Origin of the sequence: Pseudomonas sp. NPDC087803 (genome assembly GCF_044742995.1) — a bacterium.
Classification (GTDB): Bacteria; Pseudomonadota; Gammaproteobacteria; order Pseudomonadales; family Pseudomonadaceae; genus Aquipseudomonas.
In genome coordinates this window covers 33,868-48,904 of sequence record NZ_JBIUVO010000037.1, presented here as the reverse complement: position 1 = coordinate 48,904, position 15,037 = coordinate 33,868, and the positions used below count along the sequence as shown (strand labels likewise).

The window sequence follows — 15,037 nt, the reverse complement described above, 5'->3', positions numbered from 1 at the left end:
CCGTACCGGCGAAACCGATACCGACGCGATCTAAACGCCGCCACAAACCCAACGCCCCAGGAGAAAACAATATGACTCTGCGTAAATTCGCAGGGCTAGGCGCCCTGTTGTCCATCGTAATGCCCGGCCTGGCTATGGCGGCAGATCCGGTGGCGCCTCCAGTCCTTAATTCCGGCGACACCGCCTGGATGCTGACCTCCACAGCCCTCGTGCTGTTCATGACCATTCCGGGCCTTGCGCTGTTCTACGGCGGCATGGTGCGGTCGAAAAACATTCTTTCGGTGATGATGCAGTGCTTCGCCATTACCGGCCTGGTCACCATCCTGTGGTTCCTTTATGGCTACAGCATGGCGTTCGACACCACCGGGATGGAAGCCAACGTCGTCAACCTGAACTCCTTCGTCGGCAGCTTTGCCAAGGCCTTCCTCGCGGGTGTCACGCCTGCCAGCATTACCGGCCCGGCAGCGCTGTTCCCTGAAGCGGTGTTCGTTACCTATCAAATGACCTTCGCCATCATCACCCCGGCGCTGATCGTCGGTGCCTTCGCCGAGCGCATGAAGTTCTCCGCGATGCTGGTGTTCATGGGCGTCTGGTTCACTCTGGTGTATGCGCCGATCGCGCACATGGTCTGGAGCGGTCCGGGTTCGCTGCTGGGTGACTGGGGCGTGCTCGATTTCGCCGGCGGCACCGTGGTGCACATCAACGCCGGTATCGCCGGTCTGGTGGCGTGCCTGGTGCTGGGCAAGCGCAAAGGCTTTCCGACCACCCCGATGGCCCCGCACAATCTCGGTTACACCCTGATGGGCGCGGCGATGCTGTGGGTCGGCTGGTTCGGTTTCAACGCCGGTTCCGCCGCAGCGGCCAACGGCACCGCCGGCATGGCGATGCTGGTGACCCAGATCGCTACCGCCGCCGCCGCACTGGGCTGGATGTTTGCCGAGTGGATCACCCACGGCAAACCTAGTGCACTGGGCATCGCTTCGGGCGTGGTTGCAGGTCTGGTGGCGATCACTCCGGCCGCCGGTACCGTGGGCCCTATGGGTTCGCTGATCATCGGTCTGGCGGCCGGTGTGGTGTGCTTCTTCTGCGCGACCACGCTGAAACGCAAACTCGGTTACGACGACTCCCTGGATGCCTTTGGCGTGCACGGTATCGGCGGTATCCTCGGCGCGATTCTCACCGGTGTCTTCGCCGCACCGGCCATGGGCGGCTTCGGCACCGTGACCGATATCGCTTCGCAAGTCTGGATTCAGTGCAAAGGCGTCGGCTTCACGGTGATCTACACCGCGATCGTCACCTTCATCATCCTCAAGGTACTGGATGTGGTCATGGGCCTGCGTGCCACTGAGGAAGAAGAGGCAGTGGGTCTGGACCTGGCACAACACAACGAACGCGGCTACAACCTGTAAGTACGCGCATCGAAAAAACTTGCCCGGCTTGCCGGGCATTTTTTTGCCTGGAATTTGTCATTCAGGTAATGGCTGAAAGGATTTTTCGTACGGCTTTGGTCGTGTTTACGACACGCGTTTTTCTGCGGCCAATCGCTTACATCATTGCAGGAATATTAGGGCCTTTGTTTTTTCCCAGAGCGCGCTAGAATGCGCCCCGAACGTGCGGAGAACTGTATGTGGCAACAGACTCTGATAACCCTGCGGGCGCGGCCCCGGGGCTTTCATCTGGTAACGGACGAGTTACTCGCCGGCCTGCCTGAACTCAAGGCGTGCCGGGTCGGTCTGTTGCATTTGTGGCTGCAGCATACCTCGGCATCGTTGACCATCAACGAGAACGCCGATCCGGCGGTCCGTCGCGACTTCGAACGATTTTTCAATCGTCTGATCCCACAAGGAACAGACGGCTATGAGCATAACGACGAAGGCCTGGACGACCTCCCGGCGCACTTCAAGGCCAGCGTACTTGGCTGCCAGATCAGTCTGCCGGTTTCGGCAGGGCGACTGGCTCTGGGCACCTGGCAAGGTGTTTATCTGGGCGAGCACCGTGATCATGGCGGTGCCCGTAAAGTCCTCGCCACCCTGCACGGTGAAGGGGCGTAAACCGTTGGTCACCAATGGTTACCGATTTTTTTCCGGCGACTTTCGACAGTCGCCAAAGCTGGTCTATAACTAATCTGCTTTTCGCAAGTCATGAGGTAGAACATGAGCGACGATGATCTGGAAAACGACGACCTCGAAGTAGGCGACGAAGACGAGGCCGAGGAAGGCCTGGAAGCGGCAGCGGAAGACGTTGCTGACGACGATGGCGGTGACGACACGCCGGCCCCGGCTGCCAAAGGCAAGGCCAAGGCTGCGGTGTCGGTCGACGAATTGCCGAGCATCGAAGCCAAGAACAAGGAGCGCGACGCCCTGGCCAAGGCCATGGAAGAATTCCTTGCGCGCGGCGGCAAGGTGCAGGAAGTGGAGGCCAATGTGGTCGCCGACCCGCCCAAGAAGCCGGACAACAAGTACGGCAGCCGCCCTATCTGAGGCGTGCCGCTTGCTTGCTGAAAAAGCCCGCCGTCGCTGCGGGCTTTTTCATGCCTGAAATAAAGTCATGGATGCACGCAATCCCCTGTGGGAGCGGGCTTGCTCGCGAAGGCGGTGTGTCATTCAAATTATATGTCGGCTGACACGGCCTCTTCGCGAGCAAGCCCGCTCCCACAGGGGATAGTGGATCAGTTCGAGAGGGCATTCCAGCGCGCCAGTACCGCTGGCAAATCAGTCAGGCTGCGGATCTCGGCATCCGGCAGGCGCTCGGCTTCCCAGACCTTGCCCGCCGGGTTGAACCAGATTGCGCGCATGCCGGCTTGCTGCGCACCGGCAATGTCATCGCCGGGATGATCGCCGATATGTACGGCGGTTTCGGCTGTGGCACCACCACGCTGCAACGCCTCGTGAAACAGCCGCACATCCGGCTTGGCGATGCCGATGTCTTCCGCGCACAACGCAAACTTGAAGTAATCCGCCAGGCCCAATCGACGCACGTCGGCATTGCCGTTGGTGACCACGCCGAGGGCGTAGTGGTTGGCGAGGATTTCCAGAGTCGGTTCGACCTCGGGAAATACCGTGATCTGGTGCCGCGCGTGCAGGAACACTTCAAAACTCTTGTCGGCCAGATCGGAAGCTTCGCCGTGGGCGTATCCGGCGTCTTCCAGCGCGTGGAACAGCACCCGCCGGCGCAACGCACTGATGCGATGCTTGAGGCCCGGTTCGCTGGTCAGCACCCGTTCGCGAATTGTCCACAGATGCTCCACCGGCACCGCGCCCAGATTGGGTGCGTGTTCGCTCAACCACTGGCGCAATACCGCCTCGGCGCTGACGATCACCGGGGCGGTGTCCCACAGGGTGTCGTCGAGGTCGAAGGTGATCAACTGGATGTTCATGAATCGTCGCCTTTGCTGCGTTTGGCCCGTGGGTGGGCACTGTCGTAGACCGCCGCCAGGTGCTGGAAGTCCAGGTGGGTGTAGATCTGCGTGGTCTTGATGTCCGAGTGGCCGAGCAGTTCCTGCACCGCGCGCAGGTCCTGCGAGGATTCCAGCAAGTGGCTGGCGAAGGAGTGCCGCAGCATGTGCGGGTGCAGGTTCTGCCCCAGTTCGCGCTCGCCAGCCAGTTTCACCCGCACCTGAATCGCTCGCGGGCCGAGGCGCCGGCCTTGCTGGCTGACGAACACGGCGTCGTCGGCCGGGTTGGTCATGGCCCGCAGCGGCAACCATTGCTCGAGTGCTTCGCGAGCTTTTTTGCCGACCGGCAGCAGGCGGGTCTTGCTGCCCTTGCCGAGCACCTGAACCATGCCGTCGGCCAGATCCAGCTGATCGAGATTGAGCCCGGTCAGCTCGGACAGGCGCAGGCCCGAGGAATAGAACAGTTCGAGAATCGCCTGATCACGACGAGCGAGAAAATCGTCCTCGACCGCACCTTCCAACAGTTGCAATGCACGGTCGGTGTCGAGGGTTTTCGGCAAGCGTCGTTCGCCTTTCGGCGGCGCCAGACCGGTCGCCGGGTCGTGGTCGCACAGACCTTCGCGATTCAGATAGTGATAGAGCCCGCGCACCGCCGAGAGCAATCGGGCAAGGCTGCGCGACGACTGCCCCTGGGCATGCAGGCGGGCGATCAGGCTGCGCAGGCGCTGAATATCCAGCGCCGCCCAACTGCCGATGTTCTGCTTGAGGCACCAGCCGAGGACTTTATCGAGGTCGCGGCGATAGGCCGACAGGGTGTGCGGCGACACCTGTCGCTCACTGCGCAGGTGTTCGCAGTAAGCGTCCAGTTGTCGTTCCATGCTCAGCGTACCGAGCGCAGGGAGCTGTTGACCCGTGGCAGCACGCGGCCCATGACTTCGGCGATGTAGCTGAGAAACAGCGTGCCAACCGAGCTCTTGTAGTGCTGCGGATCGCGGCTGGCGATCGCCAGAATGCCGTGGATGCCTTGATGACTGACCGCAACCACTGCAGTGGAGCCGATCTGCTTGCGCTGTTCTTCGCCGAACAGGAAGTCCAGCTCATGTTCACGCAGAGTGCCGCTGACGCTCTTGCCTTCGGTAAGCAGACCGCCGATCGCGGTCTGCGCGTCGGCGTGGGTGACCCAGCGGCCAACCGGAGCCGGGTTGTCCCCGAGCAGGATCAGGCTGACAAAAGGCACCTGAAAATCCTGGCGCAGGCTGTCTTCGACGCTGATCACCACGTCTTCCAGGCTGGCCGCGTCCATCAGCGACAGGATCAGGCGACGGGTCTTGTCGAACAGGCGGTCGTTGTCGCGGGCGACGTCCATCAACTGCGAGAGGCGATGGCGCATCTCGATATTGCGGTCGCGCAGGATGCTCATCTGCCGTTCGACCAGCGATACGGTGTCACCGCGCTGGTGGGGAATGCGCATGGCGGGCAGCAATTCTTCGTGCTCGACGAAGAAGTCCGGATGAGCCTCGAGGTATGCGGCAACCGCTGCCGCCTCCAGGCTCTCGGACGCTGATTCGTCGGACTGTCGGGCGGGTACCTGAGGCTTATCGGTCATGGCTTCTGCTCACTCAAAGACGCACTTGTCCTTCGTATACACGCACTGCCGGGCCGGTCATCAGCACCGGTTGGCCAGGGCCTGCCCATTCAATGGACAGACGCCCGCCGGGCAGGTCGATCAACAGCGGCGAATCCATCCACCCCTGACTGATTGCAGCTACAGCTGCGGCGCAGGCGCCGGTGCCGCAGGCCTGGGTTTCCCCGGCGCCGCGTTCCCAGACGCGCAACTGCGCGCGGTTGCGGTCGATGACCTGGAGGAAACCGACGTTGACCCGCGCCGGGAAGCGCGGGTGGTGTTCGATTTTCGGTCCCAGTTCATGCACCGGTGCGTTGTTGATGTCCTGCACGCGCAGCACCGCATGGGGGTTGCCCATCGACACGGCGGCCAGTTCGACCGTGGTGCCGTCGACTTCCAGCTGGTAGCTGCTGGCCTGCGCCGGTGCGTCGAACGGAATGTCCGCCGGCACCAGGCGCGGCGCGCCCATGTTGACCCCGATCTGGCCGTCGTTACGCACGTCCAGTTCGATGATGCCGCCCTTGGTCTCGACGCGAATCTGCCGTTTGGCCGTCAGGCGCTTGTCCAGCACGAAGCGGGCGAAGCAGCGTGCACCGTTGCCGCACTGTTCCACTTCCGAGCCATCGGAGTTGAAGATCCGGTAACGGAAATCCACGTCCGGATTGCTCGGTGCTTCGACGATCAGCAATTGGTCGAAACCGATACCGGTGTGCCGGTCGCCCCATTGCTTGGCGTGCTTGGGTTGAATATGCGCGTGCTGGCTGACCAGGTCGAGAACCATGAAGTCATTGCCCAGGCCATGCATTTTGGTAAAACGCAGCAGCATGGGTTACTCCGGCAGCAGGCTTTCGCCGGCAAACAGCTCGGCCACGGTTTCGCGGCGGCGCACTTCAAAAACCTGATCACCGTCTACCAACACTTCAGCGGCACGGCCACGGGTGTTGTAGTTGGAACTCATCACGAAGCCGTAGGCACCGGCCGAATGCACGGCCAGCAGGTCGCCTTCTTCCAGCGCCAGCTCACGATCCTTGGCGAGGAAGTCGCCGGTTTCGCAGATCGGGCCGACCACGTCGTACTGGCGTGCGGCGCTGTTGCGCGGTTTGACCGCGGTGACGTCCATCCAGGCCTGATACAGCGCCGGGCGGATCAGGTCGTTCATCGCCGCGTCGACGATGGCGAAATCCTTGTGTTCGGTGTGCTTGAGGTACTCGACCTGGGTCAGCAGTACGCCGGCGTTGGCAACGATGAAACGGCCCGGCTCGAACACCAGCGCCAGATCACGGCCGTTCAGACGCTCGCGCACGGCCTTGATGTAGTCGCCGGCCAGCGGCGGCTCTTCATCGCGATACCGCACGCCCAGGCCACCACCGAGGTCGATGTGGCGCAGGTGGATGCCGCAATCGCCGAGGCGGTCGACCAGATCGAGCAGGCGGTCGAGGGCATCGAGGAACGGTGGCAGGGTGGTCAGTTGCGAGCCGATGTGGCAGTCGACGCCGATCACTTCCAGGTTCGGCAGGTGCGCGGCACGCACGTACACGTCTTCGGCGTCGGCAATGGCGATGCCGAACTTGTTCTCTTTGAGACCAGTGGAAATGTACGGATGGGTGCCGGCGTCGACGTCCGGGTTCACGCGCAGCGAAACCGGTGCGCGAACACCCAGCTCGGCAGCCACGACTTGCAGGCGCTCGAGCTCGTCGGTGGATTCGACGTTGAAGCAGTGCACGCCGACTTCCAGGGCGCGACGCATGTCGTCACGGGTCTTGCCGACGCCGGAGAACACGATCTTGTCGGCGCTGCCGCCAGCGGCCAGCACACGTTCCAGCTCGCCACGGGACACGATGTCGAAACCGGCGCCGAGACGGGCCAGGACATTCAGCACTCCGAGGTTGGAGTTGGCTTTTACTGCGTAGCAGACCAGGTGCGGCATGCCGGCCAGCGCATCGGCGTAGGCCAGATACTGGGCTTCGATGTGCGCACGCGAGTAGACATAAGTGGGCGTGCCGAAGCGGTCGGCGATGGCGGACAGGGCCACACCTTCCGCGAACAGCTCCCCGCCACGGTAGTTAAAAGCGTCCATGGCGATCCCTTATTGGTAAACGTCGTGCTTGTGTGCTTTGGACGGCTGCTTCTGCGAAGACTGGGCTTGCTCGGCCGGGTCCTGATCGTCATCCGGCAGGTACAGCGGGCCTTTTTGACCACAGGCCGAAACGAGGCAGGCAACCGCGACGAGCGCAGCAAGGGAAGAGATCAGGCGCTTCATGGCGAAATCCTTGAAAATGCGTTAATTGCGCCGGAGTATACCGGCCACCCGGCAGCTTGCCTATGCGAGGGGGTTCCCGTCTGGCGGGGCTCCCTGAATACGCCTGGAGCCTTGTGGGAGCGAGCCTGCTCGCGAAGACGCCGGCACATCCGATATGTTTACTGCCAGACACACCGCTATTCGCGAGCAGGCTCGCTCCCACAGGGTTCGGTGTTGATGGGCGGGCAGGCCCTTGGTCGTTATCCTTTGCAATCGGCCAGCAGCGTCCGTATCTTGCGGCGCTTGAGCCTGATCAGACATTTTTTGAGGTTGCCACAATGAGTTTGTCCGAAGCGCGTTTCCACGATCTGGTCGATGCCACCCAGCAGGCGTTGGAAGAGTTGCTGGAGGATCATGCCGACGATATCGAGATCACGGCCGGCATGATGACCATCAAGTTCGATAACGGCAGCCAGCTGATCATCAGCCGCCAGGAGCCGCTGCGTCAGCTGTGGCTGGCGGCGCGTTCCGGTGGGTTCCATTTCGACTACGACGAAGAGTCGGGCAAATGGAGCTGCGAGAAATCCGAAGAATTGCTCGGTGAAGTGCTGGCCCGTTGTGTCCAGGATCAGGCCGGCCTCGAGCTGGATTTCGAAGAGATCTGATCGTGACCGAGGCAGCCCCGCGTCCCCCGAAGCCGCTCTACAGCAACGTCAGCCCGGCCGTGCCGTCGCCGTGCACCGGCGTGTGCCGTCTGGATGAGCAGAAGGTTTGCCTCGGCTGTGCGCGGCATGTCGAAGACATTCGTGAGTGGCGTTCGGCGGACGATCAGCGCCGCCGGGTCATCTGCCAGCAGGCTGCCGCACGAAAATCACAAGCCTGATCCGATCTGTGGCGAGGGAGCTTGCTCCCGCTCGGCTGCGCAGCAGTCGTAGGAATTTCAGGGCCGCTACGCGCCCCAGCGGGAGCAAGCTCCCTCGCCACAAGGGTTTCCTCCGGTCGGGTGGGTGACTTGTATATTTTTTGAGCTGTGATAGTGTCCGAACACGCCTCAACCCATCGAGGCCTGGTGAAAACCCCGTCTTTTTTGGCGGGGTTTTGCTTTTTTTGTGTGCAGAAGAAAGGAGTCTGCCCGGATCATGACCGCACCTTCCATCACCCTTACCCGTCTGGACGTACAACGTCTGGAGCGCCTGATCGACAGCCTGGATGACACGCTGCCGGGCGTGATCGCGCTGCAAACCGAACTGGACCGCGCCGATACACTGGTCGGCCACGATGAAGTGCCCGCTGATGTCGTGACGATGAATTCCCGCGTGCACTGCCGAGAAGAAGGCAGCGGCAAGGACTATCACTTGACGCTGGTCTATCCCAAGGATGCAAACGCCGACGAAGGCAAGATCTCGATCCTCGCCCCGGTCGGCAGCGCGCTGCTGGGCCTGAAGGTCGGTCAGCACATCGACTGGCCGGCACCCGGCGGCAAGACCCTGAAACTGACTTTGCTGGAAGTCGAATCGCAGCCGGCCAACGGCGGTGAATTCCGCGAGTGACCCCGCCTCAGACCTGTTCGAGCGCCTCGTTCAGGGCGCGCTCCAGGTCGGCCTTGTAGCGCAGATACAGATTGCTTGAACTCTGACCATCACCGAGCAGGCCCGAGAGGTCCAGGTCGGTGATGTAGCAGCGATAGCGCTCGGTCTCGCGGCGCTGCTCGACGATCTCTCGGGCGACCACGCGGAACAACTGGTCGCCATGTTCCAGCTCGCTGAATTCCCGTTGATTGCAATACAGGGTGACTTGCACCTCTCCGGGCGCGGCTTTGCCGACGATCGCCTGCACGTCGTAGAACGGTTTGTTGACCGGTGTCTGCGGCGCCGGCCGAGCTTCGACCCGGCGCGCACGCCCCGGGCCCGAAGGCAACAGCTGGTAATACAAGGTTTCGGGGCTGACCGCCGGGCTGCCGTCCATCGGCAACAGCGCTTCACGTCGGTACTGGATCGATTGCAGGAAGCGCTGCAACGGCACCAGCAGACTCTGTTCGTCGTGATACGGCAGATGCTGTTGCCACAGCGCGTTGAACTCATCCAGCACGTACAGTTCGGCCTGTTGTTCGGTGATCCGGTAGAACACCTGAATCGATTCCGGCTGGCCCATCGGCAGGATCAGCGCGAGGTCGTGATCCTCCAGCGCCATCGGGTCCAGGTGCAGCGGGCTGTAGCGCGGCTGTTCTTCGCCCAGATAATCGAGCAGTGCCGGCAAGGTGGCGAGCGCGACATGGTTGACCTGGCCCGGCACCAGTTCCAGCACGTGATAGTGCTGTTGCACCTGAATCAGGTAGCGGTGATTGAGCTCGCTGAGCAACAGAGTCTGCGCGGTGTCGATGACTTCTTCCACGCGCCGGGCAATGAACTGCGCGCGGTTGTGGCAGAAGCAGCGCACTTTCAATGACGGCTGCTGCGGGCCGCGCGGCAGATTGTTGAGATAGTCGCGCAGGCAATCGAGCAACGCGTGGGGGCCGTCGAAACGGTTGACTAGCACTTCATTCCAGCTGTTGAGCGTGACCTGATCGAGGGTCAGCACGAGGTTTTCGCGCACCCCGGCGTAACTCAGCGAATCGGTGCGTTCGGTGGTCATCAGGATGTTCAGGTCGCGGTGATGCTTGAGCGGGTCGACGCCGACGTTGACCAGCATCAGCACTTCGCTCGGCATTGCGGCGCGCAGCAGCGGTTCTTCGGCAACAGTCGGCAAGGGCAGGGCGATGCACTGCTGCAGGCTGCCGAGCAGGTTGAACAGTTCGAACTCGCTCATGTCGCTGGTGCCGGGGTGCAGGGCCAGACGGGTGCTGCTGTCGATCACGCCGTTGCGGTGACACCAGGTCAGCAGCTCAAGCAACTCGCGGCTGCGCTTGATCGGCGCGAAGTGCTCCCACTCCAACGCGTTCAGGCTGCCGTTGTACAAGCCCCATTGGGTTTGCCCGGGCTCTTTTTTGTTCGGCGATTGCACCAGGGTCAGGGTGTCTTCGGCCAAGTCCGGGGCTATGCCCGGATTGATGAATTCGACCTTGTCGGCCTTGCGCTCGAACGCAGCGTACAGGCGCCGACCGAGCACGTTCAGGTCGCGCTTGTTGATCAGGCTGACGGTCTGTTCGCTGCGGGCGAACTGGGTCAGGAAGCGATAGCTGTAATTCAGCTCATTGACCAGCGCGCGGCGTTCGGCGCTGACCTGACGGACTTTCCACTGGCTGCGGCTGTCGAGCAAGGCCAGCTGGCGCTGATCCCAATGCCATTCGTGCGCCAGGCGTTCCAGCAGCGAGCGCTGCCAGCTCTGGGTGCGGCTGTTGCCGGTGAGCTTGCGGTTGACCTTGAGGTACAGCGCACGCCGCACCAGCTCCAGACGCTCCGGTTCGTTGCGGGCGCTGAGGTATTCCTCGATGCGTCGATAGACCACCATGTACGGATCCAGCTCATCTAGATCCAGCTGATTGGCGAACACGGCCTGCTTGTAGCGCAGGCTCAGGCACTGCACGTTCGGGTGTTCGCTGGCGTAGACCTCGGTCAGCAACAACTTGAGCACCGACTTGTAGGGTGACTCGATGCCCTTGAACAATTGCCACAGGCCGGCGCCGATGAACTCGCCCGGCGGAATTGTCGCCAGATGCCCGAGATCAAGCGTCTCGTCGGCGCGAATGAAGCGCTTGGACAGCAGAGTGTGGGTGTACAGGTCGTAAGCGCTTTCTTCGTAGACCGGCACCAGCCACCAGATCGGGGTGCGCCCGGCCAGCCAGATCGCGGTGCGATAAAACTCGTCCAGCAGCAAATAGTGCTGAGTGCTGCCGCAGTTTTCCGAGCTGAGCTGGGTGTCGCGTTCGCCTTTGACGAAGCGTACCGGGTCAATCAGAAAGAAGTGCGCCTCGGCGCCCTGGGTCGCGGCCCAGGCTTCGAGGAGCTGGCATTTTTTGCGCAACTCGGCGAGTTCGTTTTCGCTGAGGTCCGGCGCATGGCAGACCCACACGTCCATGTCACTCTGATCGGCCTGGGCCAGGGTGCCGAGGCTGCCCATCAGGAACAGACCGTGAATCGGCCGTGGCGGGTTGCTGCCGTGACGTGGCTTGTAAGAGAACGAGCGGGTCAGGCGCTGTGCTTCGGCCAGCGCGTTGGCGTCCGGCTCATAGTTGGACAGCCCGGCTGGGGTGCTGCCGGAAACATAACCCGGCAACAGCGGGTGATTGACGTGGAAAAACAGCGGCAGCAGGGTCAGCACGCCTTGCTGGCGGCTCGACAGACCTTCGAGCGCCCGGCCAAGGCGACCTTCATTGAGTTTGAGAAAGCGCGCGCGCAGCTGGCTGAGCACCTTGCGGTCGATGCCTTCGTCCAGGTCGGGGCGGATTTCATGGGTGCGCGTCATGTCAGCTCAAACCGGCTCGCAGGCTCGGACGAAGAAGGTCTCGGAATGGGAGGCAGTTTAGCCTTTGCGCAGCGGGACTTTTAAGCTGAATTTGTTTTTTGACGTCAGATTTTTAGCGCGGAGCGTCAGGTGGGCCCGCGGAAATCCCGTGGCAGGAGTTCCCGTGGGCAAAGACGGGGGAAATCAGGCGGTTTCCTGCTCTCTCAGAATGGTCAGCACGGTTTGCACATTTTGCGCGGCATCACGACCCAGGCTGGTCAGATACCCGCCATCAGGCTGGTCGGTGAGTTCTTTCTCGAAGAGGCGTTTGGCGGCAGCGATGTGTTTCGGGGCAGCGGTCTGATGAATTTTCAAACCTTCCTGGGAACTGTCCAGGTTGAAGAGTGCGAGGACTTCCAGTTCGGCAACCAACTCAGGGGTAAGCGACATAAGGACTCCAGACTTTCTAGGAATTGGACGACAGCGCCCCTAAGGTGAACCCGCTTTTGCGGCATGTCCAGTGCTCAGCTCAGGGATTTTGTCTTGAGGCGGATTCCAGTGTAGTCCCCATGAAAAAGATCGCAGCCTGCGGCAGCTCCTGCATTGGATACGTGTAGGAGCTGCCGCAGGCTGCGATCTTTTGATCTCAGGCTTTTTCCGGTGGCAGCTCGGGCAACTTACGCAGCGCTGCTTCGTACCACTCGGTATCGAACGCGCGGTCTTCATCGAGCATCGCGTCAATCTCGTAGGCCAGCACATGCGCCATCAGATTAAGGATCTCTTCGCGCTCGACGCCCACCAAAGTCAGTTTGTTGAAGGTCGCTTTGGCCGCTGGCGGGTTGTCGCTTTCGATCTGGTTCTCGATGGCTTCGATCAACGTCGCCTCGGTGAACTCTTCTTCGTCGTTGTCGATGTCTGTCGGCTCGCTCATGGCAGGCTCCTCAAGGAAAGGCGCCAGTTTACCTGCATTCAGCGGCGTGATGCTGCTGGCAGGATCGGGACGGGCGATCTATAAACAGTGACTGCCCACCCCGCACGGCCTGGAGGCTTTGTGATGTTCAAGCTCTACGGATTCGCTGTCAGCAACTACTACAACATGGTCAAACTGGCGCTGCTGGAAAAGGGCCTGGTGTTCGAAGAGGTCACCTTCTACCCGACGCCGACTCCGCAATCATTGGCAATCAGTCCGCGCGGCAAGGTCCCGGTGCTGGGCGTCGAGGCGGGTTTCATCAACGAAACCGCGGTGATCCTCGAATACCTCGAGCAGGCTGGCAAAGGCACGCCGCTGCTGCCGAATGATCCTTACGACCGGGCGCAGGTGCTGGCGATCGCCAAGGAAATCGAGTTGTACATCGAGCTGCCGGGGCGCGCCTGTTATGGCGAAGCGTTCTTCGGCGCGGCGGTGCCGGAGGCGATCAAGGAGAAAACCAAAGCCGAGTTGCTGCTGGGTTTCGCGGCGCTGGGTCGACACGGCAAATTCGCCCCGTACGTGGCGGGCGACAGCCTGAGCATCGCGGATTTGTACTTCCTCTACAGCGTGCCGCTGGCCTGTGCGGTCGGCAAGAAGCTGTTCGATTTGGATTTGCTGGCGGAGATGCCGAAAGCCAAGGCGCTGTTGGAGCGGCTTGAGCAGAATCCGCATGTGCAGAAGATTGCAGCGGACAAAGAAGCAGCGATGCCGGCGTTTTTGGCGATGATCGCTGCCAAGAAGTGAGTTTTCTAGCGTTCTGAAGCAATCATCGCTGGCAAGCCAGCTCCCACAGGTCTTTGAGTCGAACGCAAACTTGTGTTCCAGCAAAGAACCCTGTGGGAGCTGGCTTGCCAGCCATCCTTTTAGCGGCTGGCGATGAGGGCCTGACCGCGAACCACGGCGGCCTTGACCTGCGCCGGCGCAGTGCCGCCGATATGGTCACGGGCATTCACCGAGCCTTCGAGGGTCAGCACGGCGAACACGTCCTGCTCGATCTGGTCGCTGAACTGACGCAGTTCTTCCAGACTCATCTCGGCCAGATCCTTGCCGGTGTCCACGCCGTACTTCACCGCGTGGCCGACGATTTCGTGGCAGTCACGGAACGGCAGGCCACGGCGTACCAGGTAGTCCGCCAGATCAGTCGCGGTGGAGAAACCGCGCAGCGCCGCTTCGCGCATGATCGCGTGTTTCGGCTTGATCGCCGGGATCATGTCGGCAAAGGCCCGCAGCGAATCGCGCAGGGTGTCGGCGGCGTCGAACAGCGGCTCTTTGTCTTCCTGGTTGTCCTTGTTGTAGGCCAGTGGCTGGCCCTTCATCAGGGTCAGCAGGCCCATCAGTGCGCCGAACACGCGGCCGGTCTTGCCGCGTACCAGTTCCGGCACGTCGGGGTTTTTCTTTTGCGGCATGATCGAGCTGCCGGTGCAGAAGCGGTCCGGCAGATCAATGAACTGGAACTGCGCGCTGGTCCACAGCACCAGCTCTTCGGAGAAGCGCGACAGGTGCATCATCGCGATGCTCGCGGCCGAGCAGAATTCGATGGCGAAGTCGCGATCGGAAACGTTGTCCAGCGAGTTGCCGCCGACGGCGTCGAAGCCCAACAGTTGCGCGGTGTATTCGCGGTCGATCGGGTAGGTGGTGCCGGCCAGTGCGGCGCTGCCCAGCGGCATGCGGTTGGTGCGCTTGCGGCAGTCGACCAGACGTTCGTAGTCGCGGCTGAGCATTTCGAACCAGGCCAGCATGTGATGGCCGAAGGTCACCGGTTGTGCGGTCTGCAGGTGAGTGAAGCCGGGCATGATGCTCGCCGCTTCGCGCTCGGCCTGCTCCAGCAGACCTTTTTGCAGGCGGGTGATCTCGGCCAGGATCAGGTCGATTTCATCACGCAGCCACAGGCGAATGTCGGTTGCGACCTGGTCGTTGCGGCTGCGCCCGGTGTGCAGTTTCTTGCCGGTGATGCCGATGCGATCGGTCAGGCGGGCTTCGATGTTCATGTGCACGTCTTCGAGGTCGACGCGCCAGTCGAACTGGCCGGCCTCGATTTCGCCCTGAATGGTTTTCAGGCCGTCGATGATGCTGTCGCGCTCGGCATCGGTCAGCACGCCGACCTTGGCCAGCATGGTGGCGTGGGCGATCGAGCCCATGATGTCGTGGCGATACAGGCGCTGGTCGAAGGTGACGGAGGCGGTGAAGCGGGCGACGAAGGCGTCGACGGGTTCACTGAAGCGGCCGCCCCAGGACTGATTGGTCTTGTCAGTGCTCATGAATTCGCTCGTATCGGCTTGGAGAAAGAAGGCGTGAAACGCTGGCGCGGATAATAACAGGGTTGCCAATCCTGTCGCTGACACCGGTCGATACGTTTTTTTCTCATCTGCCGGTTCATAGTCGGCGCGGTCGCCCGGGGATTTGCGTAAGGATATTTTTCGATTGAGCAAT

17 protein-coding genes are annotated in these 15,037 nt (G+C 61.7%); 7 read left to right on the top strand and 10 right to left on the bottom strand.

Features of this window, described 5'->3' with window-relative positions; genetic code table 11:
• Nucleotides 1–71: 71 nt before the first annotated feature.
• From ACIOUG_RS18025 to sutA, 3 genes are all read left to right on the top strand, one after another.
• Complete coding sequence (locus tag ACIOUG_RS18025) at nt 72–1,409, top strand: ammonium transporter (RefSeq protein ID WP_025113244.1); 1,338 nt, start codon at nt 72–74, stop codon at nt 1,407–1,409.
• Between the two features lie 216 nt (nt 1,410–1,625).
• Nucleotides 1,626–2,051: a secondary thiamine-phosphate synthase enzyme YjbQ gene (locus ACIOUG_RS18020; RefSeq protein ID WP_003229414.1), complete on the top strand. Its 426-nt coding sequence runs from the start codon at nt 1,626–1,628 to the stop codon at nt 2,049–2,051.
• Between the two features lie 102 nt (nt 2,052–2,153).
• Nucleotides 2,154–2,480: a transcriptional regulator SutA gene (sutA, locus tag ACIOUG_RS18015; RefSeq protein ID WP_007964546.1), complete on the top strand. Its 327-nt coding sequence runs from the start codon at nt 2,154–2,156 to the stop codon at nt 2,478–2,480.
• 188 nt (nt 2,481–2,668) lie between these two features.
• Here sutA and ACIOUG_RS18010 read toward each other — a convergent pair whose 3' ends face one another.
• From ACIOUG_RS18010 to ACIOUG_RS17985, 6 genes are read right to left on the bottom strand one after another with little or no spacing between them, the layout of a single operon-like run.
• Nucleotides 2,669–3,376 (bottom strand): HAD family hydrolase, encoded by a 708-nt coding sequence (locus ACIOUG_RS18010; protein WP_401067363.1) that lies wholly within the window; start codon nt 3,374–3,376, stop codon nt 2,669–2,671.
• Entirely contained in the window at nt 3,373–4,272 is a 900-nt protein-coding gene (xerC, locus tag ACIOUG_RS18005; RefSeq protein ID WP_003229409.1) for a tyrosine recombinase XerC, read from the bottom strand. Before xerC ends, ACIOUG_RS18010 begins: the two co-directional genes overlap by 4 nt.
• 2 nt (nt 4,273–4,274) lie before the next feature.
• Entirely contained in the window at nt 4,275–5,000 is a 726-nt protein-coding gene (locus ACIOUG_RS18000) for a DUF484 family protein (RefSeq protein WP_097089519.1), read from the bottom strand.
• 13 nt (nt 5,001–5,013) lie between these two features.
• Nucleotides 5,014–5,844 carry a diaminopimelate epimerase gene (gene dapF, locus ACIOUG_RS17995; RefSeq protein WP_401067361.1) on the bottom strand — a complete coding sequence of 277 codons (831 nt, stop codon included), beginning with the start codon at nt 5,842–5,844 and terminating at the stop codon, nt 5,014–5,016.
• Nucleotides 5,845–5,847: 3 nt separating this feature from the next.
• A complete protein-coding gene (lysA, locus tag ACIOUG_RS17990) occupies nt 5,848–7,095 on the bottom strand; it encodes a diaminopimelate decarboxylase (protein ID WP_401067359.1) in 1,248 nt (415 codons plus the stop codon).
• A 9-nt stretch (nt 7,096–7,104) separates the two neighbouring features.
• Nucleotides 7,105–7,278 carry a lipoprotein gene (locus ACIOUG_RS17985; protein ID WP_007911098.1) on the bottom strand — a complete coding sequence of 58 codons (174 nt, stop codon included), beginning with the start codon at nt 7,276–7,278 and terminating at the stop codon, nt 7,105–7,107.
• A 317-nt stretch (nt 7,279–7,595) separates the two neighbouring features.
• On the opposite strand from ACIOUG_RS17985, the gene cyaY reads away from it, so the two are divergent.
• From cyaY to rnk, 3 genes are all read left to right on the top strand, one after another.
• Nucleotides 7,596–7,922: an iron donor protein CyaY gene (cyaY, locus tag ACIOUG_RS17980; RefSeq protein WP_007964535.1), complete on the top strand. Its 327-nt coding sequence runs from the start codon at nt 7,596–7,598 to the stop codon at nt 7,920–7,922.
• 2 nt (nt 7,923–7,924) lie between these two features.
• Entirely contained in the window at nt 7,925–8,140 is a 216-nt protein-coding gene (locus tag ACIOUG_RS17975; protein WP_401067357.1) for a DUF1289 domain-containing protein, read from the top strand.
• Nucleotides 8,141–8,396: 256 nt separating this feature from the next.
• The gene (gene rnk, locus ACIOUG_RS17970) at nt 8,397–8,807 is read left to right on the top strand and encodes a nucleoside diphosphate kinase regulator (protein ID WP_047596730.1); all 411 of its coding nucleotides are present in this window, start codon (nt 8,397–8,399) and stop codon (nt 8,805–8,807) included.
• A 7-nt stretch (nt 8,808–8,814) separates the two neighbouring features.
• On the opposite strand, the gene ACIOUG_RS17965 is transcribed toward rnk, so the two are convergent.
• From ACIOUG_RS17965 to ACIOUG_RS17955, 3 genes are all read right to left on the bottom strand, one after another.
• Entirely contained in the window at nt 8,815–11,658 is a 2,844-nt protein-coding gene (locus tag ACIOUG_RS17965) for a class I adenylate cyclase (protein ID WP_401067355.1), read from the bottom strand.
• Between the two features lie 183 nt (nt 11,659–11,841).
• Nucleotides 11,842–12,087, bottom strand: coding sequence for a TIGR02647 family protein (locus ACIOUG_RS17960; protein ID WP_003229392.1), 246 nt, complete (start codon nt 12,085–12,087; stop codon nt 11,842–11,844).
• Between the two features lie 196 nt (nt 12,088–12,283).
• On the bottom strand, nt 12,284–12,568 hold the full coding sequence (locus ACIOUG_RS17955; RefSeq protein WP_401067354.1) for a hypothetical protein: 285 nt from the start codon (nt 12,566–12,568) through the stop codon (nt 12,284–12,286).
• A gap of 123 nt (nt 12,569–12,691) precedes the next feature.
• Between ACIOUG_RS17955 and ACIOUG_RS17950 the strand changes: the two genes are divergently transcribed.
• On the top strand, nt 12,692–13,351 hold the full coding sequence (locus tag ACIOUG_RS17950) for a glutathione S-transferase (RefSeq protein ID WP_401067352.1): 660 nt from the start codon (nt 12,692–12,694) through the stop codon (nt 13,349–13,351).
• Nucleotides 13,352–13,470: 119 nt separating this feature from the next.
• Here ACIOUG_RS17950 and argH read toward each other — a convergent pair whose 3' ends face one another.
• Nucleotides 13,471–14,865 carry an argininosuccinate lyase gene (gene argH, locus ACIOUG_RS17945; protein ID WP_027610449.1) on the bottom strand — a complete coding sequence of 465 codons (1,395 nt, stop codon included), beginning with the start codon at nt 14,863–14,865 and terminating at the stop codon, nt 13,471–13,473.
• Nucleotides 14,866–15,037 lie beyond the last annotated feature (172 nt).